The sequence below is a fragment of the Duganella callida genome, from assembly GCF_004614165.1.
Lineage (GTDB): Bacteria > Pseudomonadota > Gammaproteobacteria > Burkholderiales > Burkholderiaceae_D > Rugamonas > Rugamonas callida.
The window spans coordinates 30,846-53,613 of the sequence record NZ_SPVG01000088.1 but is presented as its reverse complement, the minus strand read 5'-3'; the positions used below and the strand labels follow the sequence as shown (position 1 = coordinate 53,613).

Below are 22,768 nucleotides of genomic sequence, written 5' to 3'. Positions count from 1 at the left end.
GCGCCGCGGTGTCGCCAGCCGCGACGCCGGCGCGCAAGGCGACGCGTGCGCCATCGGCGCCGGCCACCCCGGTCGACGGCGTGCTGGTACGCGAAATGACGCCCAAACAGATGGCCGAGAACAGCTATCGCCGCGCGCTGGCAGCCCTGCAGGAAGGGCGCGTCAGCAACGCTTTGGCGGAGCTGGACAAGGCGGTGGATCTCGATCCGCGCAACGATGCCGCGCGTCAGACTTACGTCAGCCTGCTGCTGGAAAACCGCCGCACCGACGATGCCATCCGCCAGCTGCGCCTGGCTCTGGGCGTCGATCCCGGTCAGCCAGGCCTGGCCATGGTGCTGGCCCGTCTGCAACTGGAAAAAGGCGGCCCGGCCGCGCTGGACACTTTACAAAAGACCTTGCCCTATGCCGGTAACAACGCCGAATATCAGGCTTTCCTGGCTGGCGTGCTGCAGCGCGACCAGCGCCACGCGGAAGCCGCCGAGCGCTATCGCGCCGCGCTGCAACTGGCGCCACAAAACGGTGTATGGTGGATGGGCCTGGGCATTTCGCTGCAAGCCGACCAGCATCTGTCCGAAGCCCGCGAAGCGTACAACCGCGCCCGCGGCACTAACAATCTGACGCCGGAACTGCGCGCGTTCGTCGAGCGCAAGATCGAACAGCTGTCGCGTTAAAGAGCCCGCGCTGGCGTATGGCGGCGAACGCGCTGTCGTGGTGAGACGATAAAGCAATTAATTGGCAATCCCGGGCATTCAAAGTCTCCATTGTTCTGACTAGACTTATTGCATACAGGAAGCAATTCGCTTCCCATCGCATGAGGAGAACAATATGAGCACCACCAGACATGCACGGGTTCTGATCCTGGGTTCGGGGCCTGCCGGCTACAGCGCGGCCATCTACGCCGCCCGCGCCAATCTGCAGCCCCTGCTCGTGACGGGTGTGGAGCAGGGTGGTCAGCTGATGACCACCCACGATGTGGAGAACTGGCCGGCCGATCCGATGGGTGTGACCGGTCCCGATCTGATGCAGCGCTTCCTGCAGCACGCCGAGCGCTTCAATACGGAAATCGTGTTCGACCACATCCACACGGTCAAGTTGAACGAAAAGCCACTGCGCCTGATCGGCGACAGCAACGAGTTTACCGCCGACACCCTGATCATCGCCACCGGCGCCTCGGCCCAGTATCTGGGCCTGCCGTCGGAACAGGCGTTCATGGGCCGTGGCGTGTCCGCCTGCGCGACTTGCGACGGTTTCTTCTATCGCGGCCAGGAGGTGGCCGTGGTCGGCGGCGGCAATACCGCCGTGGAAGAAGCCCTGTATCTGTCCAACATCGCCAGCAAGGTGACGCTGATACACCGGCGCGACAAGTTCCGCGCGGAGGCGATACTGATCGAACGATTGATGGCCAAGGTGGCCGAAGGCAAGGTCGAGATCAGGTTGAGTCACACGCTGTCGGAGGTGCTGGGCGGCGAGGGCGGTGTGACCGGCGTGAAGATACGGTCGGAAACGGATGGCGAAGTGGCGGCGTTGCCGGTGCAGGGCCTGTTCGTGGCCATAGGCCACAAGCCGAATACCGGCATCTTCGAAGGGCAGCTGGAAATGCACGACGGCTATATCAAGACCCTGGCCGGCACCGAGGGCATGGCCACCGCCACCAGTGTGCCTGGCGTGTTTGCCGCCGGAGACGTGCAGGACCATGTGTACCGCCAGGCCATCACCAGCGCCGCCAGCGGGGCGATGGCGGCGCTGGACGCCCAGCGCCATCTCGAGCAGTAAGGCGCCACGGCGGTTGGCCGCGCGCCGGTCAGAGACTGGCTTGCGCGCCCCAGATCTGCCTCATGCTGAAGCGGATCGCCGCTTCGTCTTCGCTCAGCACGGCGGCGATATAGCAGCCGTCGTCGGCCGTGCGGCGCACGGCGGCCGGGGACAGCACGCCGCCATCGGCGTCGCGCAGGCTGTGGACGTGGCGGCCATCCGTCAGGCGCTGGCTGACCACGCCGACTTCGCCATTCTCCAGCCGTACCAGGCAGCCCGGCGGATAGTCGCCCAGTTCGCGTTTGAAGTATTGCACCAGCTCGGGATCCACCGGCGCGGCCTTATCGTCGATCAGATTGCACAGGGCCTGGCGCGCCGGCAGCGAGCGGCGGTAGTTGCGCGCCGAGACCTGGGCGCAATAGCGGTCCGCCAGGCTCAGCAACTTGGCGTTGCGCGTCACCTCGGGGCTGGCCAGTCCGGCAGGATAGCCGGAGCCGTCGTCGTTCTCGTGGTGCATCAGGACGCAGGAAATCCAGTCTTCGTCGTCCACGCCGGCGTAGCGCAGCAGGTCCACGCTTTCTTCCGGATGGCGGCGCACGATGGCCATTTCCTCGGCGTTCAGCGGTGCGTTCTTGTTCTGGAAGCCTTCGTGGTGGCGCAGCATGCCGACATTCATGGTCAGCGCGGCGGCCGTCAGGGTCAGCGTGTTGACCGCGCCCAGCTCCATCGCGCGCGCGATCACCACGGTGACGATGGCCGTTTCGATACAGTGCCGCACCGCGTAGCTGCCGTTGATCTGGCTGAGGAAGATGCAGGCCAGCGCAATGTCCGGATTGATGTCCACCGCGACGATCACATCGCGCGCGATGGCGCGTATTTCGCCTTCGGCGTTGTGCTCGTTGCGCAGGTTGTGCAGCAGCCGTTCGAGCCGGCGGTTGCACTGGTTGAGCTGATGCAGCACCGAGGGCGTTGCATCCGATGGATTGGTGTCGGACATTGCTGTATCCCGGTCTTAAACTGTGGCCAGACGCTCCAACGCCAGCGCCAGGGTCTCATCTTTTTTGGCAAAGCAGAAGCGTACGACGCCCGACTCCTTGCCTTGCTGGTAAAACGCCGAGACCGGAATGGCCGCCACCTTGATTTCCGTGGTCAGCCATTCGGCGAACTCGGCCTCGGTCCGGCTGGATACCCGGTCGTAGCGCACGCACTGGAAGTAAGTGCCGTCGGCCGGCAGCAGTTCGAAACGCGTGTTCTTCAGCCCATCGCGGAACAGGTCGCGCTTGCGCTGGTAGAATGCCGGCAGTTCCAGATAAGGCTTGGGGTCGGCCATATAGCTGGCGATGCCATGCTGCATGGGCGTGTTGACGCTGAAGACGTTGTACTGGTGGACCTTGCGGAATTCCGCCATCAGCGCGGCCGGCGCGGCGACATAGCCGATCTTCCAGCCGGTGACGTGATAGGTCTTGCCGAAGCTGGACACGACGAATGCGCGCGCCGCCAGTTCCGGATGGCGGCTCACCGATTCGTGCCGCTGGCCGTCGTAGACCATGTGTTCGTACACTTCGTCCGACAGGATCAGCACGTTCGTGCCGCGCACGATGTCGGCCAGCGCCTGCATGTCCGCCGCGCGCAGCACGCTGCTGGTCGGATTGTGCGGAGTGTTGATGACGATCATGCGGGTCTTGCCGTTGACCGCGGCCGCCACTTTGGTCCACGGCACCGCGTAACCTTTGGCGCCGACTTCCATTTCCACCGCCACTGCGACGCCGCCGGCCAGCGTGATCGCCGGCACGTAGCTGTCGTACACCGGTTCGATGACGATCACTTCGTCGCCCGGATGCACGCTGCACAGGATGGCCGTGGTCAGCGCCTGGGTGGCGCCGGCGGTGACGGTGATCTCGCTGTCGACATCATATTGATGGCCGTACAGGGCGGCGATCTTGGCGCCGATGGCGTGGCGCAGCACGGGCGCGCCGCTCATCATCGGATACTGGTTGAAATCGGCTTCCATGGCCGCGTTGACGGCGCCTATCAGGCTGCGCTCGCAACCGAAGTCGGGAAAGCCCTGGCCCAGGTTGACCGCGCCGGCCTGCGCAGCCAGCGCCGACATGCGGGTGAAGACGGTGGTGCCGACCGCCGGCAGGCGGCTGGTCAGGGACGGGGTCATGGGTAGTTGATTGCGGCTATTCATGGCTCGGCGATTGTTGTCGGATAGCCTATTCTAGCGCAGCGTGCCGGGTTTGGTGCGCTCAGGCGTCGAGCGTCCACCTCTCCGGCAACATCACCTTGAACATGCCTTCGCGCGCCAGGCGGCGGGCCAGTTTCAGCAGCTGCTTGTCCTTGGTGATCAGGGCGTCGGCCTGGCCATCGCGCGCCAGTTCCAGGAATTTCTGGTCGTCCTTGTCGCTGCAGACGGGCAGGCGGACGCCGGAGGCGGGCGGGGCGACCACCTTGATCAACTGGTCGAAGCGGGCCGCGGCCAGCGGACGGCTGTCGTCGTCGAGCGGCAGGTGCTTGTAGTGCAGCACGATGTTGTATTCGTCGCGACAATCGGCGCGGGTGATGGCTTCCACCGCGCCGGTCTCCAGCGCGTCGAGCAAGGCGGACCAGCGCGGGTCCTTGAACACGAACAGGTCGAGGCAGACATTGGTATCGATTACGATGCGTTTCTTTGGAACAGGTATCATGTAGCTTGTTTGTGAATTTGTATTTTGGAATCTTATGCTGATAGTGCTTTCGCCCGCAAAAAGTCTGGACCTCGAAACCCCGCCCACCACCACGCTGCACACCCAACCGTCTTTTCTGGACCACGCCGAACAGCTGATCGCGCGCCTGCGCCAGTTGTCGCCGGCCGAACTCGGCGAGCTGATGGACTTGTCCGACAATCTGTCGGCGCTGAACGTGGCCCGCTACGCTGACTGGACCAGGGACACCAGCGAGGCACGGCAGGCGGTGATGACCTTCAACGGCGACGTCTACGACGGCCTCGATGCGCGCAGCCTGCAGCCCAAACAGCTGGATTACGCGCAATCGCGTATCCGCATCCTGTCCGGCCTGTACGGCATGCTGCGTCCGCTGGACCTGATCCATCCGCACCGGCTGGAAATGGGCACGCGGCTGAGCACGGCGCGCGGCAAGAGCCTGTATGACTTCTGGGGCACCGCCATCACCGAGGCGCTGAACCAGACCGCGCGGGAGCAGGGCGCCGAAACCCTGATCAACCTGGCGTCCGAGGAATACTTCAAGTCGGTCAAGCCCAAGCTGCTCGATGTGCCGGTGATCACCCCGCTGTTTGAAGACTTCAAGAACGGCAAGTACAAGATCATCTCGTTCTACGCCAAGCGTGCGCGCGGCCTGATGGCGCGCTATGCGGCGGTCAAGGGCATCACCGATCCGCAAAAACTCAAGAAGTTCGACGTCGACGGTTATGCCTTCGAACCCGCCGCCTCCGACGACAAGACCTGGATTTTCCGCCGCAAGCTGGCCGCGTAAATAAAAAACCGGGATGCTGATCCCGGTTTTTTTACCCGCTTTTACATGCTGGCGTTGGAACTCCAGAAATTCCACCACTTGCGTTCGGCTTTTTTGCCCTGGTCCAGGAACTTGGAATTCGGGTAGTTCAGCTTGAACACGCGCTCGGTGTCGTTGCGCAGTTCGGTCATGCCCAGCTTGTCGTAGCTGCGGATCATGATGAACAGCGCTTCCTCGATCGACGGCGAATCGCGGAAATCGTTCATGATGCCCATGGCGCGGTTGGCCGCGGCCAGGTAGGCGCCGCGGCGGTAGTAATAGCGCGCCACGTGGATTTCATACGAGGCCATCGCATTCACCAGATAACGCATGCGGTCCAGCGCGTCCGGGGTATACTTGCTGTTTGGGAACTTGGTCACCAGCTCCTTGAAAGCGGCGTAGGCTTCGCGCGTGGCTTTCGGGTCGCGTTCGGTCGGGTCCTGTTCGTAGATGAAGTTCAGGAAGCTGACCTGGTCGTTGAAGTTGATCAGGCCGCGCAGGTAGTACATGTAATCGACGTTGGCGTGATTCGGGTGCAGCTTGATGAAGCGCTCGACCGCCGCCAGCGCCTGGGCCTGGTCCTGCGATTTGTAGTACGCGTAGGCGATATTCATCTGCGCCTGCTGGGCGTAGGTGCCGAACGGATAGCTCGATTCCAGCTTCTCGAACAACTGAATTGCGCGCTCGTAGTGCTGGCCTTCCAGTTCTTCGTTCGCCTCCGAGTATAATTTCGTAGCGCTCCAACCTTTTGTTTCGTCGGCCTTTTCAGAAAACAGGCCACAACCGGACAAACCAAGCAGAACCACCGTTGCTGCGACTACCGATAATTTTTTTTGCATATCTTTTGCAAGAAACTGTTTAACCAAAGTTTTACGAGGCTAATTATAGCCGATAGGATTACCGTGATATTAAACGCAAAGCCGAACCCGGCCGAAACTTCCTCCGAACACGATGCCGACCTGGACCTCCCGGACGGCGACTTTGGCGACGAGGAGGACGGTCTGGCGCCCATCGAACTGCAGCTGAGCCCCGAATCCTGCGGCCAGCGCCTCGATAAAGTCATTTCCGGCCTGGTGCCGCAATTTTCCCGTGGCCGTCTGCAAATGTGGATCACCGACGGTTTTGTCACGGTCGACGGCAAAACGCCGAAAAGCACCAAGGACACTGTCTACGGCGACGAGAAGGTCATCATTCTGCCCCAACCGGAGCCGGAAGACGAGGCTTTTAAGCCCGAACCGATCGAACTTGACATTATTTTTGAAGACGAGCACCTGATCGTCATCAACAAGCCGGCCGGCCTGGTGGTTCATCCGGGCGCCGGCAACTGGTCGGGCACCCTGCTGAACGGCCTGCTGCACCATTGCCCGCAACTGGCCGGCGTGCCGCGCGCCGGCATCGTGCACCGCCTGGACAAGGACACCAGCGGCCTGATGGTGGTGGGCAAGACCCTGGCCGCCCAGACCGACCTGGTACGTCAGCTGGCCGCGCGCACCGTCAAGCGGGAGTATCTGGCTTTGGTGTGGGGCACGCCGCGCATTAGCGGTACTATTGACGCTGCGATGGGCCGCCACCCGCGCGAACGCGTGAAAATGGCGGTGTCGACCGGCATGGGCTCCAAGCCGGCGATCACCCACTACACGCTGATCGGCAGCGGCAAGCTGGGCGAGGGCCGTCCCGTGAGCCTGGTGCAGTGCCGCCTGGAGACTGGCCGCACCCACCAGATCCGCGTGCACATGATGTCGATCGGCTTCCCGCTGGTCGGCGACACGGTGTACGGCAAGCCGCACCTGGCGCACTATTTCCCGCGCCAGGCGCTGCAGGCGCGCCGCCTGGGCCTGGTCCATCCGGCCACCGGCGAGCAGTGCGAATGGATGGTGCCGCTGGCCGAAGATTTTGCCGAGCTGCTGCAACGCGCCGGCATCGAGGAACCGGAACAGATCTGATGTCTCAAACTCAGCAGTGGCTGATCCCGCAATGGCCGGGATTGCCCGACAATGTAGGCGTGCTGTCGACCACCCGGCGCGGCGGCGTCAGCCCCGCGCCGTACGACGACGGCATGGGTGGCGGCGGCCTGAATCTCGGCACCCACGTCGGCGACCAGCCGCACAATGTGGCGGCAAACCGCAGCATCCTGCGTCACATGCTGCCGGACGATCCGGTCTGGCTGTCGCAGGTCCATGGCACGCAGGTGGTGAATGTGGCCGAGGTCGGGCCGCAGCAGGTGCCCGAAGCCGACGCCAGCATCAGCACGCGCGCCGGCAAGGTGTGCGTGATCATGACGGCCGACTGCCTGCCGGTGTTGTTCTGCGACCGCGACGGCAAAACGGTCGGCGCGGCCCACGCCGGCTGGCGCGGGCTGGCGTCCGGGGTGCTGGAGCGCACGGCGGAAGCGCTGCGCGCGGCCGGCGCCGGCGAGCTGATGGCCTGGATGGGACCGGCCATCGGCGGCTACCAGTTCGAGGTCGGGCCCGACGTCATGCAGGCCTTCATGGCCGGCGCCGTCAGCGACTCGGACACGCGCCACGTGGAGGCGGCCTTCAGCACGGTGGCGGGCAAGCCGGGCAAATACCTGTGCGATATCTACGGACTGGCACGCTATCTGCTGCATCGCGCCGGCGTCAGGGAAGTGCACGGCGGCGAGTACTGCACCGTCTCCAATTCCGCCCGTTTCTATTCGTACCGCCGCGACGGCATCACCGGTCGCCAGGCCACGCTGATCTGGCTCAAATAATGCGCGACAAGGCCAGCCTAGTCCCGACGGGCAGCCTGCTGGGCTTCGCGCGCGGCCTGCTCGGCTGCGCGGCGGCGCGCCCTGCGCTTGCCTGTGCCGCCGATGTAAATGATGGTGCTCAGAGGCAGCACGCAATAGAACAAAAACGTTACAATTCCCGCAACGATGGAAGTTTCCGTCAGGGCCATCAGGCCGACCACGTAAATCCAAGCGACAGCAACAATCAGCAGCATTGTGTTTAACTCACTTTAGGGAATCACACATGAATTTGCCCGATCCACAAGCCATTGCCAACGCCTGGATGTCGCAGATGAGCGATCCGGGACAGTGGCAATCCTGGTTCACGCAGGCGCCGGCCACGGAGGCCCATCCGATGGCCGCCATGATGCAGGATGTCGGCGCGCACATCAAGCCGGAGGAGATGGAGCGGCTGAAGAACCAGTATCTGCAGGATTTCGGCGCGCTGTGGCAGGACATGTTGGCGGGCAAGGCGCCCAAGTTGAGCGACCGTCGTTTCAGCTCGCCGGCGTGGCAGGCCAATCCGATGTCGGCATTCAATGCCGCCGCCTACCTGCTGAACGCCCGGTTCCTCAACGCGATGGTGGAGGCGGTGGAGGCCACGCCGCAGCAGAAGCAGAAGATCCGTTTTGCCGTGCAGCAGATCATCGACGCCATGTCGCCCGCCAACTTCCTGGCCACCAACCCGGAAGCACAGCAGAAGATGATCGAAACCAAGGGCGAAAGCCTGACCAAGGGCCTGGCCAATATGCTGGCCGACATGAACAAGGGCCACATTTCGCTGTCCGACGAGTCGGCGTTCGAGGTCGGCCGCAACCTGGCGGTCACCGAGGGCAGCGTGGTGTACGAAAACCCGTTGTTCCAGTTGATCCAGTACACGCCGAAGACCGCCACCGTCAACCAGACGCCGCTGCTGATGGTGCCGCCTTGCATCAACAAGTTCTACATCCTCGACCTGCAGCCTGAAAATTCGCTGGTGCGCTACGCGGTGGCGCAGGGCAATACCGTGTTCATGATTTCCTGGGCCAATCCCGACATGACGCTGGCCCAGACCACCTGGGACGATTACGTCGAAAAAGGGGTGATCGAGGCGATCCGCGCGGTGCAGGACATCAGCGGCCAGGACAAGCTGAACATGTTCGGCTTCTGCGTCGGCGGCACCATCGTCGGCACCGCGCTGGCGGTGCTGGCGGCGCGCGGCGAACAGGTGGCCAACAGCCTGACCTTGCTGACCACCTTCCTCGATTTCCGCGATACCGGCGTGCTGGACGTGTTTGTCGACGAGACCCAGGTGTCGCTGCGCGAGCAGCAGCTCAAGGGCGGCGGCCTGATGCCGGGGCGCGACCTGGCCAGCACCTTCTCCAGCCTGCGGCCGAACGATCTGGTGTGGAACTACGTGCAGTCCAACTACCTGAAGGGCAACGATCCGGCCGCGTTCGACCTGCTGTACTGGAATTCGGACAGCACCAATCTGCCGGGGCCGATGTTCTGCTGGTATCTGCGCAATACCTACCTCGAAAACAAGCTCAAGACGGGCCAGTTGAAGGTGGCGGGCCAGGTCGTCGACCTGAGCAAGATCGCTGCGCCGGCCTTCATCTACGGCTCGCGCGAGGACCACATCGTGCCGTGGCCGTCGGCGTTCGACTCGCTGAACGTGCTAAATCCGGGCAAGCCCAAGGCCAACCGCTTCGTGCTGGGCGCCTCCGGCCACATCGCCGGCGTGATCAATTCGCCGGCGAAGAACAAGCGCAGCTACTGGACCAACGACAAGCCGGCCGGCCGCGGCGCCGCCAAACCGGCCGACGCGGAAGCATGGATGGCCGGCGCCACCGAGCATCCGGGCAGCTGGTGGCCGCAGTGGGCCGCCTTCCTGAACGAGCATGGCGGCAAGAAGGTGAAAGCGCCGGCCAAGCCGGGCAACGCCCGCTACAAGCCGCTGGAAGCGGCGCCGGGACGCTATGTGAAGGTCAAGGCCGACTGAGCGCCAGCGGCGGGAAAAGCCCCATACTTGTCTGTTTGTAAATTTGGTTGCGTTGCAATAAATGCCAAAAGTTATAACGGGTTGTGCAAGACGGGCTTTTTCCCCTCTATAATAGGTGCAGTAGGCACGCGGAGAGGGGACCACCCGTCGCCTTTCTTTCCGATTTTTAGAGACATGCGCTGCGGCGCAATAAACGGACCAGTGATGAGTAGTGCGAAAAAAAATGCAGACCGTCTGATCAAAAAATATCCGAATCGTCGACTGTACGACACGCAGACCAGCTCCTACATCACGTTGACCGACGTGAAACAGCTGGTACTGGACAACGAAGAATTCACCGTTGTCGACGCCAAGACCAACGAAGACCTCAGCCGCAGCATCCTGCTGCAGATCATCCTGGAAGAAGAGGCGAGCGGCGCGCCGATGTTCTCCAGCGACGTGCTGGCCCAGATCATCCGCTTCTACGGCCACGCCATGCAGGGCATGATGGGCTCGTACCTGGAAAAGAACGTACAGGCATTTACCGACATCCAGCGCAAGTTCACCAGCACCGCGGTCGGCGGCCAGCCGTTCAGCCCGGAGATGTGGACCCAGTTCATGAACGTGCAGGGGCCGATGATGCAGGGCATGATGAACAACTACATCGACCAGAGCAAGAATCTGTTCGTGCAGATGCAGGAGCAGATGCAGAACCAGAGCAAGAATCTGTTCGGTACCTTCCCGTTCGCGCCCGTACCGCCGAATCCCGACAAAAAGTAATTTCCCTACGTCGCTCGAAGCGCACAGACGGCACGGCACCGCAAGGGCCGTGCCGTTTTTTGTAGCCTAGTTACAAAATCTTTGAATAATCCGTTGACACCCTAATTTCTTCAGTATTACTATTGACAACATCTTGTGGAAGCGCTTCCACTTATGTTTCAGCGAAGGAGTTCATGTGGTTTCAGCAGCACTGGAAGAGACGTTTTCGCCGCCGGCCGATTCGGTCCTGTGGCGCAAGGATTTCCTGATCGGCGCCGCCACGGCGGCCTATCAGATAGAAGGCGCTATCCACGAGGATGGCCGCATCCCGTCGATCTGGGACACCTTCTCCGCCACCCCGGGCAAGACCCTGGCGGGCGACACCGGCGAATTCGCCTGCGACCATTACCACCGCTGGCAGGAGGATGTGGAACTGCTGGCGTCCCTGAACGTCGGCGCCTACCGGCTGTCGATTTCCTGGCCGCGCGTGATGACCGCCGACGGCCAGAAGAATCAGAAGGGCATCGATTTCTACCGCAAGCTGCTGACCGCGCTGCGCGCCAAGGGCCTGAAGACTTACGTGACGCTGTATCACTGGGATCTGCCGCAGCACCTGGAAGACAAGGGCGGCTGGGTCAACCGCGACACCGCCTACCGCTTCGCCGAATACGCCGACATGATCAGCCGCGAACTGCATGGGTTGGTCGACGCCTGGGCCACGCTCAACGAGCCATGGTGCTCGGCGATGCACGGCTACGGCACCGGCCATCACGCGCCGGGCAAGCAGGACGTGGTGTTCGCCACCCAGGCCATGCACCATCTGCTGCTCGGTCACGGCCTGGCGGTGCGGCACCTGCGTGCCAATGACCCGTCGGCGCAAGTGGGTATCGTCGCCAACGTCGGCCGCGGCACCAGCACCGACGCCAGCGAGGCCGGCCAGCGCGCCGCCTGGCTGTTCGAGCTGCAGCACAATAACTGGATCCTCGATCCGCTCTTGAAGAAATCCTATCCTTCGGCGCTGTGGGAACTGTGGCCGGGTGCGGAACCGACTATCCTGCAGGGCGACATGGACATCATCGGTCAGCCGCTGGACTTCCTGGGCATTAATTACTACTTCCGCACCAATGTGGTCAGCGACGGCAAACATGGCTACACCGAAGTCGATCTGGAAGGCGTGGAGCGCACGCAGATGGGCTGGGAAGTGTATCCCGATGGCCTGCGTCATCTGCTGGTCGGCTTCCACCGCGACTATCCGAATCTGCCGCCTATCTACATCACCGAGAACGGTATGGCCACCGACGACAAGGTGGTCGATGGCGAAGTCGATGATCGCCAGCGCATCTCGTTTTTGAACCGCCACCTGGAAGCGGTGAATCAAGCGGTGAAGGCGGGCGTCGATGTGCGCGGCTACTTTATCTGGTCGCTGATGGACAACTTCGAGTGGGCCTTTGGTTATGAGCGCCGTTTCGGTATCATCCACGTCGACTACAGCACGCAGAAGCGGACGCTGAAACGCAGCGCAAAACTGGTCACGCAATTTCTGGCGGAGCGGAACGCCAAAAGTTAAGCTATACGAATAAAATGGGCGGCCAACGCCCTTTGGGAGACAGAATGAACAAGGCCACACAAATGGGCAGCGCGATCGCGTTAGCCCTGGCAGTCAGCAGCACCGCGGCACAGGCGCAAGCGCCATTAAAAGCAACCGTGATTCACTGGTGGACCTCCGGCGGCGAGTCCGCCGCCGTCAAGCAGTTTGCGGAAGCCTATAACAAGGCAGGCGGCCAGTGGGTCGATCAGGCCATCGCCGGCGCCGACCAATCGCGCGCCACCACCATCAACCGCATCGTCGGCGGCAATGCGCCGGTTGCCGCGCAGTTCAACACGTCCAAGCAGTTCCGCGACTTCGTGGACCAGGGCCTGTTGAATAATGTCGACGATGTCGCCATCGCCGGCAAGTGGGACCAGATCATGCCGCCGTCGATACTGCAGGCGATCAAGATCAATGGCCACTTCTACGCCGCGCCGGTGGACATCCATATGCCAGCCTGGTTCTTCTACTCGAAGGCCGCGTACAAGAAGGCCGGCATCGCCAACGAGCCGCAGACCTGGGAAGAATTCCTGCAGCAGCTGGCCAAGCTGAAAGCGGCCGGCGTGGTGCCGCTGGCCTTCGGCGGCCAGGTGTGGCAGGAGAAGATCACCTTCGACGCCATCTTCGCCATGGTCGGCGGCGCCGATCTGTATCTGAAGGTGTACCGCGACCGCGACCAGAAAGCCGTGATGTCGCCGGCCTTCAGGCAGGTGCTGGTCGAATTCAAAAAGCTGAAGGGATTTACCGACGCCGGTTCGCCGGGCCGCAACTGGAACGACGCCACCGCGCTGGTGGTACAGGGCAAGGCCGGCGTGCAGATCATGGGCGACTGGGCCAAGGGTGAATTCGCCGCCGCCAAACAGGTGGCGGGCAAGGACTTCGGCTGCTTCGCCGGCTTCGGCCCGAAAGCGCCGTACATCGTCGCCGGCGACGCATTCGTGTTCCCGAAAACCACCGATGCCAACGCTGTCAAGGCGCAGAAACTGCTGGCCAACGTGGTGACATCGCCGGCGCCGCAAGTGGCATTCGCGGCTCGCAAGGGCGCGATTCCGATCCGTGGCGACGTGGACGTCAGCCAGCTGGATATCTGCGCGCGCCAGGGCCTGGAGATCATGAAGGACAAGAGCCGTCAGCTGCCCAACACCGAGATGCTGGCGTCGCCCGACACCACCGGGGCGCTGCAGGATGTGCTGACCAGTTACTGGAACAAGAACCAGTCGCCGGAAGACGCGCAAAAAGCGTTTGCCCGCGCCATCAAGGGCGAATAAATCATGACCACGAAACGTCTCAACGTTTCATTCGGCGCCTACATCGCGATTTTGCCGATGGCGCTGACCGTGCTGCTGGCCTACCTCGGCACCATGCTGTGGACGGCGCGCGTCTCGGTCAGCAGCTCGCGCACCTTCCCGGCCAGCGATTTCGTCGGCGCGTCGCAGTACATCCGCCTGTTCAATAACGAGCGTTGGCTGCTGTCGCTGCAGAACGTGGCCGTCTATGGCGTGCTGTTCATCGCCCTGTGCCTGCTGATCGGCTTCCTGCTGGCCGTGTTCATCGACCAGAAAGTGATGGCCGAAGGCGCGCTGCGCACGGTATTCCTGTATCCGTATGCGATGTCGTTCGTCGCCACTGGCCTGATCTGGCAATGGATTTTGAATCCGGAGCTGGGTATCCAGGAAGTGCTGCACCAACTGGGCTGGACCAGCGCGCAATTCGACTGGATTGTCGACCAGGACATGGCAATCTACACCATCGTGATCGCCACCGTGTGGCAGGCGTCCGGGCTGGTGATGGCGCTGATGCTGTCCGGCCTGCGCGGCATCGATGAAGAAATCTGGAAGGCGGCGCGCATCGACGGCATCCCGCGCTGGCGCGTCTACCTGAGCATCGTGCTGCCCATGCTGGGGCCATCGGTATCGACCGCCTTCGTGCTGCTGTTCGTGATGGTGGTGAAGGTGTTCGACGCCGTGGTGGCCATGACCCAGGGCGGCCCGGGCACGGCCAGCGAGGTGCCGGCCAAGTTCATCATGGATTATCTGTTCGGCCGCGCCAATATCGGTCTGGCTTCCGCTGCGTCGATTGTGCTGCTGCTGACCGTGCTGGCCATCGTCGCGCCGTTGTACTTTGTGCGCAATCGCCGCGCCGCCTTGGGGGCATGATGGGACAAGTCGTGAAACTCGATAAAACCGGCGCCGCGCGCGGCGCCGATCCCGCGCCGGCCGCCAGCGCCGGTGCCGCCAACGATGCCAGCATCCCGTTGCCGCGTCCGCGCCGCAGCCTCGCCTGGACCCCGGCGCGCATCGGCGTGTACGGCTTCCTGATCATCGCCGCGCTGTTCTTCCTGCTGCCGCTGTACGTGATGCTGGTAACGTCGGTCAAGCCGATGGAGGAGATCCGCCTCGGCACGCTGTTCGCGCTGCCGCGGCACTTCACGCTGGAGCCGTGGCGGCAGGCCTGGTCCACCGCCTGCACCGGCCTGGAATGCGACGGCATCCGTGGCGGCTTCTGGAACTCGGTGGCCATCGTGGTGCCCAGCACCATCCTGTCGATCGCCATCGGCGCGGTGAACGGCTATGCGCTGTCGTTCTGGCGGCCGCGCGGCTCCGGCTTCCTGTTCGCGGTGCTGATGATGGGCGCCTTCATCCCGGTGCAGGTGATGATCTATCCGCTGGTGCGGGTACTGGCGGCGGTGAATCTGTTCAGCTCTCTGCCGGGCATCATCATCATCCATACCATCTTCGGCATGCCGGTGATGACGCTGCTGTTCCGTAACTACTACGCCGCGCTGCCGCTGGAGCTGTTCAAGGCGGCGCGTATCGACGGCGGCGGTTTCTGGCGCATCTTCCTGCAGCTGATGCTGCCGATGTCGACGCCGGTGATCGTGGTGGCGGTGATCATGCAGGTCACCGGCATCTGGAACGATTTTTTGCTTGGCCTGGTGTTCGCGGGTTCCGAGCACCTGCCGATGACGGTACAGCTGAATAACATCATCAACACCACCACCGGCGAGCGCCTGTACAACGTGAATATGGCGGCGACCATACTGACTTCGGTCGTGCCGCTGGCGCTTTACTTCATCTCCGGCCGCTGGTTCGTGCGCGGTATCGCCTCCGGCGCGGTGAAAGGATAAAACATGTCTAATGTAGCGATTCGTAATTTGCAGATCCAGCTGGGCGGGAACAAGGTGATCGAATCCCTGAACCTGGACGTCAAGGCAGGGGAGTTCGTGGTGCTGCTCGGTCCATCGGGCTGCGGCAAATCGACCCTGTTGCACAGCATCGCGGGCCTGATCGACACCAGCGCCGGCCAGATCGAAATCGGCGGCAAGGACATGACCTGGGCCGATCCGAAGGACCGGGGCATCGCGCTGGTGTTCCAGTCCTACGCGCTGTATCCGACCATGGATGTGGAAGCGAACATGTCGTTCGGCCTGCGCATCAACGGCACGCCGAAAGCGGAGATTGCGCGCCGCGTCTCGCGCGCCTCCGACATGCTGCAACTGGGCCCGCTGCTGAAGCGCAAACCGGCCAACCTCTCGGGCGGCCAGCGGCAGCGGGTGGCGATCGGCCGCGCCATCGTGCGCGAGGCGGACGTGATGCTGTTCGACGAACCGCTGTCCAATCTGGACGCGAAACTGCGCACCGAACTGCGGCGCGAGCTGAAACAGCTGCACCAGAAGCTGGGCGCCACCATGATCTACGTCACCCACGACCAGGTCGAGGCGATGACGCTGGCGCAGCGCATGGCGGTGATGAAGGGCGGGGTGGTGCAGCAGTTCGACACGCCGGACGTGATCTATAACGAGCCGGCCAACCTGTTCGTCGCCACCTTCCTCGGCTCGCCGGGGATGAACCTGTTCAAGGGTACGGTGGAGATGCAGAACGGCCGCGCCATCTTCAGTAGCGAATATATGTCAGTCGACGTGACTGGCTACCCCTTCAAGCAGCCGCGGTCCGGCAAGCACGCCTGCGTGCTGGGCGTGCGGCCGGAAGACATCGACGTCGGCCATGGCGATGGCGTCGGTCAGGCGGTGCGCGCGACGGTGACGCTGGTCGAAGCCATGGGAGCGCACCGCGTGGTCTGGCTGGATTCCCACGGCACCCAGGTTGCGGGCATCGTGCAGGACCAGTCGCAGCTCGACACCGGGAAAGACATCAGCTTCTCGGTCCGCACCACCCGCATTTCCCTGTTTGACGGAGCCACCGAACAGCGGCTCTGAAATCCGGGGTCAGGTCTTCCATTGCGTCACGGCCTGATCGGTAGTGCCTTCTACTGCTGAGAGCGTGAGGCAAAGAAAGACCTGACCCCGGAGTTTTCCAGGTTTGTTTTACCCCCGGGCCTGCCACGGGATGGCCCGACGCGTCTGTGCGTCCTGTGGTGGAAGCGGTTCCACTGCGCGGATCCTGCCGTAGAGCAGGGAGTGCGCTCCACGTTTAACTGATGAAGAAGCGAGGAAGACAATGAAAAAAACGATTTTAGCTATCAGCATCGCGCAAATCGCGCTGGCCGCCGGCGCGGCTTACGCGCAGCAGGGCACGCCGGGCGGCGACGCGCCGGCGGCGTCCGGCGACAATATGGAGAAGATTATCGTCACGGCCACGCGCCGCGATACGTTGGTGCAGGATACGCCACTGGCCATCACCGCCTATACGCAGGACACGCTGGCCAATAACCAGGTCAAAGACCTGGCCAGCATGACGGCGATGGTGCCCAGCCTGGTGGTCGAGCCGCACAGCGATTCTGGCGGCGTGCACGTGTACATGCGCGGCGTCGGCTCGGCCAACCACACGGAATTGGGCGATCCGGCCGTGGCGTTTTATGTGGACGGCATTTACGTGCCGCGTCCGCAGGGGGCGACGGCGCTGATGTATGACCTGAACCACGTCGAGGTGGCGCGCGGCCCGCAGGGGACGCTGAACGGGCGCAACTCCACCGCCGGCGCGGTCAATCTGGTGTCGGGTGCGCCAAGCACCAGCAAGGTGTTCGGCTCCGGCAGCATCACGGTCGGCGATTACCATCACATTCAGACGCAGGGGATGATCAACATTCCGCTCAGCGACGATATCGCGCTGCGCATCGCCGCCATCAAGGATCAGCATGACGGTTACGTTAACTTCCTCAAGGGTTCCAATGTGCTGCCGGGCGCGCAGAAATACGGCGCCGGTAATCAGGAAGGCGCGCGCGCCTCGCTGCTGTGGAAGTTCACGCCGGACCTGAAGGCCACCTTCATCGCCGACTACTACAGCGATACCGGCGCCGGCAATATTTATCTGTCGGCGGAGCCCAAGCCAGGCCAGGAACTGCGCGCGGCGCTGATCGATACCCCGGGCGTGCTCGATCAATCCATCATCACCGGCAAGACCAAGGTGGAGTGGCGTCCGATGGATGGCATCTCGACCCAGTATCTGGGCGCGTGGAGCCGCTTGAAGCGGACCAACGCCAGCGATGCCGACGCCGGCTTCTACCCTGGTTTCAAGGCCGAGAACCGCACCGAATGGTCGCAGTTCGACAGTGTCTCCAACGAGATCCAGGTACGTTCGGATAGCGACTCGCCGCTGCAGTGGGTGGGCGGTCTGTTCTTCTTCCGCGAAAAGAACAAGATTCGCTTCGACATCGACCGCAGCCAGATTTCCGAAGAGATGCTGGCCCAGGACATCGCCAGCGGCAGCGTGATCTTCGTGCAGCCGACCGTGGGCCAGTATGCCTCGGCCATGTCCTTCATCCAGGGGGATCGCGAGCTGCATTCCAAGGCCGTCTTCGCGCAGGGCAGCTACGACATCGACCCGGTGTGGAAGCTGACCGCCGGCGCGCGCTACACCAAGGACCACAAGTTCGACATCGGTGGTCAGAACTGGGCCTGCCCGAACTGGCCGGACAACGCGCCGCGCGGCGCCACGCTGACGCCGAACCAGATCGCGCAACTGGTGACGCCGGGCGTGGGCACCATCAACACCCACAACATCGGGCCGGGCGGCGTGGTGAACCAGGCCACCTGCGGCAATACCTATGGCGACAACACCGCCGATCTGGCATATGGCCAGGCGACCTGGCTGGGCCGCGTCGAGTACAAGGTATCCAAGGACATCCTGACCTTCGCATCGGTGACCACCGGCTTCCATTCGCCGGCCATCGGCGACGGCGGCGCCACCACCAAGCCTGAGAAGCTGACCAGCTACGAATTCGGCTTCAAGTCGGATCTGCTGGACCGCAAGCTGTCGCTGAATATCGACGCCTTCTGGATGAAGTACAAGGACAAGCTGGAGTCGCAGGTGGTCAACAACACGCTGCAAAACTTCAACGCGGCCGGCGCCACGGTCAAGGGCGTGGAAGCGGAATGGGCATGGCGTCCGACCAGCGGCGACCGTTTCAGCGGCAACGCCACCTGGCTGAAGGCACGTTATGACGACTTCCTGTCCTGCGACGTGGACGCGGCGCGCGCCAATGGCCAGACCTGCGGCGTCAACGCGCCGATTGTCAACGTCGGCGGCAGCGTGCTGAAACACGCGCCGACCTTCGCCACCACGCTGATGTACGAGCATGATTTCGAGACCAGCAAAGGCCGCATCACGCCACGCATCTCGGGCCACCATGAGACCAAGTCTTTCATCGGCTCGGGCGCGTTCAGCAACGATGTGCCAGGCCATCCTGGCGTGAAGAACCAGGATGCCTACAGCACCCTGGACCTGAGTGTGCGCTACGAACCGTTCGGCAAAGCCTACACGGCCGAGCTGTTCGTCAATAACGCCACCGACAAGGAAGTAAAGTACGACTCGATCGAAGTCTGCACCCAGGTCGGCGCGCCATGCCAGCCTACCCAGCAGATCTGGGCCGCGTACTACAACAACCCGCGCACCTTCGGCGCGCGCGTGTCGATGAAGTTCTAAAAGTTTTAGGGGGTTAGTGGTCTTTGGGCTGGCGTACCCTTCCGCCAGCCTTTTTTTTATCCGGGGTCAGTTCTGCCAATCGTACACGGACTCTACCGTAGCGCATGCTACGGTAGAGACCGTGTGCGATTGGCAGAACTGACCCCGGATTTTATCGGGGCGCGGCGACCGAACCGCGCATGGTGACGGTGACGGGGAATTCGCGCGCGATGTCGTGCTGGGTGCCGTAGCAGATGTTGAGCAGCCAGCGCACTGCGTTCTGCGTCAGCTGCTGCATCGGGATGTGCACCGAGGTCAGACCCGGCGATGAAAACTCGGCCGAGTAGTCGTCGTCGTAGCCGACGATGGAGACGTCGTCCGGAACCTTGATGCCGGCGCGGTGGAAGCAGGACATGGCGCCCACCGCCATCTCGTCGTTGGCGCAGAACAGGCCGGTGAAGTGGCGGCCTTCGTTGATCAGCTGCTGGGTGGCGCCGAAGCCGCCTTCGCGCGAGAAGTCAGAGGGAATCTGGCGCACCGTCGCGCGCGCGATGCCGCTCTTTTCCAGCGTGTCGAAGAAGCCGTGCAGACGCTCCTCGTTGTCCGAGGTGCCGACCGGGCCGGAGATCACGGCCAGCTTGCGGTGGCCCGCTTCCAGCAGGGTCTGCGCCGCCAGTTGGCCGCCGTGGTAATGGTCCGGGCAGAACGAGGACGTTTCCAGGTCCGGGCTGCGGCGGTTGAGGAAGGCCATTTTCGGATGCATTTTGTGCAGCATCTGCAGGTCTTCATCGTACAGGTCGTGGCCCAGCACCACGATGCCGTCGCAATCGCGGCCGATCAGGAACTTGACCGCCTCGATGGCCTCGTCGCGCGGCGTGCCGTCGCCGCATCCCGTGGCCACCACCACGTGACGCCGCACGGCGCGCAGTTCGATGTCGGTCTGTTTGAGGATGGTGCCGTAGTAGGCGCCGAAGAAGGAGGGCGCGAAAATCCCGATCATGCCCAGCGACTGCGCCGACAGCGAGCGGCCGATGGATGAAGGACGGAAGTTGAGCTGCTCGATCGCCGCCTGCACCTTGCGCATTGCTTCCTGCGATACCGGACCTGCGCCTGAAATGGCGCGCGATGCTGTCGACATGCCTACACCGGCGAGCATTGCCACGTCTTTCAGTGTTGCCACACAATCTCCTGTAACAGTAGGGCGCTTCGCCCTCTCAAGCCGTTATCCTATCATGGTATAATCGCCGATTGCTCGTAATTCTCGTGACGTTTTAAGCAACCATCATGCAATCGCAACCACTTTCCCGTCTTCCCAAGCCAGCCGCCGGCGCGCCAGCACCCAAGGTGGGCTTCGTTTCGCTCGGCTGCCCGAAGGCGCTGGTCGACTCCGAACAGATCCTGACCCAACTGCGCGCCGAAGGCTACGAAACCGCCAAGTCATATGACGGCGCCGATCTGGTGATCGTCAACACCTGCGGCTTCATCGACGCCGCAGTGCAGGAATCGCTGGACGCCATCGGCGAGGCGCTGGCGGAAAACGGCAAGGTGATCGTGACCGGCTGCCTGGGCGCCAAGAAGGATGCCGACGGCTCGGACCTGATCACCAAGGTCCACCCGAAAGTGCTGGCCGTGACCGGCCCGCACGCGCTGGGCGAGGTGATGGACTCGGTGCACCAGCATCTGCCGAAACCGCACGAGCCGTTCATCGATCTGATTCCGGCCCAGGGCATCAAGCTGACGCCCAAGCACTACGCCTACCTGAAGATTTCGGAAGGCTGCAACCACCGCTGCTCGTTCTGCATCATCCCGTCGATGCGCGGCGATCTGGTGTCGCGTCCTATCGGTGAGCTGATGCTGGAGGCGGAAAACCTGTTCAAGTCGGGCGTCAAGGAACTGCTGGTGATTTCGCAGGACACCTCGGCCTACGGCGTGGACGTCAAGTTCCGCACCGGCTTCTGGAACGGCCGTCCGATCAAGACCCACATGACGCAGCTGATGGAAGCGCTGGGAGAGCTGGCCAAGTCCTACGGCGCCTGGGTGCGCATGCATTATGTGTATCCGTACCCGCACGTCGACCAGGTGATCCCGTTCATGGGCGAACACGTGCTGCCTTATCTGGACATCCCGCTGCAGCACGCGCATCCCGATGTGCTGAAGCGCATGAAGCGTCCGGCCAGCGGCGAAAAGAACCTGGACCGCATACTGGCCTGGCGCGCGATGAATCCGGAGCTGACCATCCGCTCCACCTTCATTGCCGGCTTCCCGGGCGAGACCGAGGCGGAATTCCAGTATCTGCTGGACTTCCTGAAGGAAGCACAGATCGATCGCCTGGGCTGCTTCGCCTATTCGCCGGTGGAAGGCGCCACCGCCAACGAACTGGCTAATCCGGTGCCGGAAGAAGTGCGCGAAGAGCGCCGCGGCCGCGTGATGCAGCTGCAGGAAGAGATCTCGAAGAACCGCCTGAAAGCCAAGGTCGGCAAGACCGTGCGCGTGCTGATCGATGAGGTCAACCGCACCGGCGGCGTCGGCCGCTCCGCCGCCGATGCGCCGGAAATCGACGGCGTGGTGTACGTCAAGCCGCCGTTCGAGCCGCACAAGAAACTGGTGGTCGGCCAGTTCGTCGATGTGAAAATCACCGCGTCCGACGCACACGATCTGTGGGGTGCGGCGCTTTAAGGACGGATTTAACCATTCATCCTCTATAATGAAGGCGGACCAGCTTGGAGCGGTCCGCCTTTTTTGTTAAATAAAGCAGCTTATGCCTGATTTGCGCTTGAATTTGCGGGCGGCGCTGGCCGCCTGCCTGATGGTGGCGGCACTGGCCGGTTCCGCGGCCGCCGCCGACACCGCTTCCGTGATGCTGGAAGAACTGACCAGCACCGAACTTCGCGCCCGCATCGACGCCGGCGCCACCACCGTCATCATCCCGATCGGCGGGACCGAACAGAGCGGTCCGTACATCGCCCTCGGCAAACACAATGTGCGCGCCACCGTGCTGGCGCGCATGATCGCGCAAAAGCTGGGCAACGCCATCGTGGCGCCGGTGGTGTCGTACGTCCCCGAGGGCAGCATCACGCCGCCGGCCGCGCACATGCGCTTTGCCGGCACGCTGTCGATACCCGATCAGACGTTTGAGGACTTGCTGGTCTCGGCCGGTCAGAGCCTGCGCCAGCATGGCTTCCGCCACGTCATCCTGATCGGCGACCACGGCGGCTACCAGAAGAATGAAACCCGCGTCGCCCAGCGGCTGAACAAGGCCTGGGCCAAGGACGGCCGCGCGCATGCCCTGGCGCTGCTGGCGTACTACGACGTCACGCAGGAAGCCTATGTGGCGGAGCTGGAAAAACGCGGTTACAGCAAGGCCGAAATCGGCCTGCACGCCGGCCTGGCCGATGCGTCGCTGATGCTGGCCACCGACAAGTCGCTGGTGCGCGCCGACGCGCTGGCGCATGGCCCGGCACCGAGCGCGAAGGAAGGCGTGCATGGCGATGCCCGCCGCGCCACCGTAGAATTGGGCAAACTGGGGGTACAGCATATTATCGATACCTCGGTCGCCGCCATCAATGCCTTTACCGAAGAGTCCCGTTAAA

Annotated in this window: 21 protein-coding genes; 15 read left to right on the top strand and 6 right to left on the bottom strand. The window is 62.9% G+C overall.

The window, feature by feature from the left end; all coding sequences use genetic code 11:
• The coding region (locus E4L98_RS09295; RefSeq protein ID WP_135201276.1) for a tetratricopeptide repeat protein at window positions 1-671 on the top strand (671 nt) is incomplete at its 5' end.
• A gap of 154 nt (window positions 672-825) precedes the next feature.
• Window positions 826-1,773 (top strand): thioredoxin-disulfide reductase, encoded by a 948-nt coding sequence (trxB, locus tag E4L98_RS09290; protein WP_135201275.1) that lies wholly within the window; start codon window positions 826-828, stop codon window positions 1,771-1,773.
• 28 nt (window positions 1,774-1,801) lie between these two features.
• On the opposite strand, the gene E4L98_RS09285 is transcribed toward trxB, so the two are convergent.
• The 3 genes from E4L98_RS09285 to E4L98_RS09275 form a co-directional block, all read right to left on the bottom strand.
• Window positions 1,802-2,749, bottom strand: coding sequence for an HD-GYP domain-containing protein (locus tag E4L98_RS09285; RefSeq protein ID WP_135201274.1), 948 nt, complete (start codon window positions 2,747-2,749; stop codon window positions 1,802-1,804).
• Between the two features lie 15 nt (window positions 2,750-2,764).
• On the bottom strand, window positions 2,765-3,919 hold the full coding sequence (locus tag E4L98_RS09280; RefSeq protein ID WP_229257327.1) for a pyridoxal phosphate-dependent aminotransferase: 1,155 nt from the start codon (window positions 3,917-3,919) through the stop codon (window positions 2,765-2,767).
• A gap of 82 nt (window positions 3,920-4,001) precedes the next feature.
• Window positions 4,002-4,439 (bottom strand): putative toxin-antitoxin system toxin component, PIN family, encoded by a 438-nt coding sequence (locus tag E4L98_RS09275; protein WP_135201272.1) that lies wholly within the window; start codon window positions 4,437-4,439, stop codon window positions 4,002-4,004.
• A gap of 34 nt (window positions 4,440-4,473) precedes the next feature.
• On the opposite strand from E4L98_RS09275, the gene yaaA reads away from it, so the two are divergent.
• A complete protein-coding gene (gene yaaA, locus E4L98_RS09270; RefSeq protein WP_135201271.1) occupies window positions 4,474-5,244 on the top strand; it encodes a peroxide stress protein YaaA in 771 nt (256 codons plus the stop codon).
• A gap of 41 nt (window positions 5,245-5,285) precedes the next feature.
• On the opposite strand, the gene E4L98_RS09265 is transcribed toward yaaA, so the two are convergent.
• Window positions 5,286-6,101, bottom strand: a complete 816-nt coding sequence (locus tag E4L98_RS09265; RefSeq protein WP_135201270.1) for an outer membrane protein assembly factor BamD — start codon at window positions 6,099-6,101, stop codon at window positions 5,286-5,288.
• Window positions 6,102-6,164: 63 nt separating this feature from the next.
• Here E4L98_RS09265 and E4L98_RS09260 point away from each other — a divergent pair, with 63 nt between their 5' ends.
• On the top strand, window positions 6,165-7,205 hold the full coding sequence (locus E4L98_RS09260) for an RluA family pseudouridine synthase (RefSeq protein WP_135201269.1): 1,041 nt from the start codon (window positions 6,165-6,167) through the stop codon (window positions 7,203-7,205).
• Window positions 7,205-7,993 (top strand): peptidoglycan editing factor PgeF, encoded by a 789-nt coding sequence (gene pgeF, locus E4L98_RS09255; RefSeq protein WP_135201268.1) that lies wholly within the window; start codon window positions 7,205-7,207, stop codon window positions 7,991-7,993. Before E4L98_RS09260 ends, pgeF begins: the two co-directional genes overlap by 1 nt.
• 17 nt (window positions 7,994-8,010) lie before the next feature.
• Here pgeF and E4L98_RS09250 read toward each other — a convergent pair whose 3' ends face one another.
• Window positions 8,011-8,223, bottom strand: coding sequence for a hypothetical protein (locus E4L98_RS09250; protein WP_135201280.1), 213 nt, complete (start codon window positions 8,221-8,223; stop codon window positions 8,011-8,013).
• Window positions 8,224-8,255: 32 nt separating this feature from the next.
• Here E4L98_RS09250 and phaC point away from each other — a divergent pair, with 32 nt between their 5' ends.
• The 8 genes from phaC (at window position 8,256) to E4L98_RS09210 (ending at window position 19,199) form a co-directional block, all read left to right on the top strand.
• Window positions 8,256-9,992, top strand: coding sequence for a class I poly(R)-hydroxyalkanoic acid synthase (gene phaC, locus E4L98_RS09245; protein ID WP_135201267.1), 1,737 nt, complete (start codon window positions 8,256-8,258; stop codon window positions 9,990-9,992).
• Window positions 9,993-10,196: 204 nt separating this feature from the next.
• Window positions 10,197-10,751 carry a polyhydroxyalkanoate synthesis repressor PhaR gene (phaR, locus tag E4L98_RS09240; RefSeq protein WP_135201266.1) on the top strand — a complete coding sequence of 185 codons (555 nt, stop codon included), beginning with the start codon at window positions 10,197-10,199 and terminating at the stop codon, window positions 10,749-10,751.
• Between the two features lie 175 nt (window positions 10,752-10,926).
• Window positions 10,927-12,297: a GH1 family beta-glucosidase gene (locus E4L98_RS09235; RefSeq protein WP_135201265.1), complete on the top strand. Its 1,371-nt coding sequence runs from the start codon at window positions 10,927-10,929 to the stop codon at window positions 12,295-12,297.
• A 44-nt stretch (window positions 12,298-12,341) separates the two neighbouring features.
• Window positions 12,342-13,586: an ABC transporter substrate-binding protein gene (locus E4L98_RS09230; RefSeq protein ID WP_135201264.1), complete on the top strand. Its 1,245-nt coding sequence runs from the start codon at window positions 12,342-12,344 to the stop codon at window positions 13,584-13,586.
• 3 nt (window positions 13,587-13,589) lie between these two features.
• A complete protein-coding gene (locus E4L98_RS09225) occupies window positions 13,590-14,474 on the top strand; it encodes a carbohydrate ABC transporter permease (RefSeq protein ID WP_135201263.1) in 885 nt (294 codons plus the stop codon).
• A gap of 92 nt (window positions 14,475-14,566) precedes the next feature.
• The gene (locus tag E4L98_RS09220) at window positions 14,567-15,445 is read left to right on the top strand and encodes a carbohydrate ABC transporter permease (protein WP_135201279.1); all 879 of its coding nucleotides are present in this window, start codon (window positions 14,567-14,569) and stop codon (window positions 15,443-15,445) included.
• Window positions 15,446-15,448: 3 nt separating this feature from the next.
• On the top strand, window positions 15,449-16,534 hold the full coding sequence (locus E4L98_RS09215; protein WP_135201262.1) for an ABC transporter ATP-binding protein: 1,086 nt from the start codon (window positions 15,449-15,451) through the stop codon (window positions 16,532-16,534).
• A 241-nt stretch (window positions 16,535-16,775) separates the two neighbouring features.
• Window positions 16,776-19,199: a TonB-dependent receptor gene (locus E4L98_RS09210; RefSeq protein WP_135201261.1), complete on the top strand. Its 2,424-nt coding sequence runs from the start codon at window positions 16,776-16,778 to the stop codon at window positions 19,197-19,199.
• Between the two features lie 151 nt (window positions 19,200-19,350).
• Here E4L98_RS09210 and E4L98_RS09205 read toward each other — a convergent pair whose 3' ends face one another.
• Entirely contained in the window at window positions 19,351-20,358 is a 1,008-nt protein-coding gene (locus E4L98_RS09205; protein WP_135201260.1) for a LacI family DNA-binding transcriptional regulator, read from the bottom strand.
• 104 nt (window positions 20,359-20,462) lie between these two features.
• Between E4L98_RS09205 and rimO the strand changes: the two genes are divergently transcribed.
• Entirely contained in the window at window positions 20,463-21,854 is a 1,392-nt protein-coding gene (gene rimO, locus E4L98_RS09200) for a 30S ribosomal protein S12 methylthiotransferase RimO (protein WP_135201259.1), read from the top strand.
• A gap of 82 nt (window positions 21,855-21,936) precedes the next feature.
• The gene (locus E4L98_RS09195) at window positions 21,937-22,767 is read left to right on the top strand and encodes a creatininase family protein (RefSeq protein ID WP_135201258.1); all 831 of its coding nucleotides are present in this window, start codon (window positions 21,937-21,939) and stop codon (window positions 22,765-22,767) included.
• Window position 22,768: the final 1 nt, after the last annotated feature.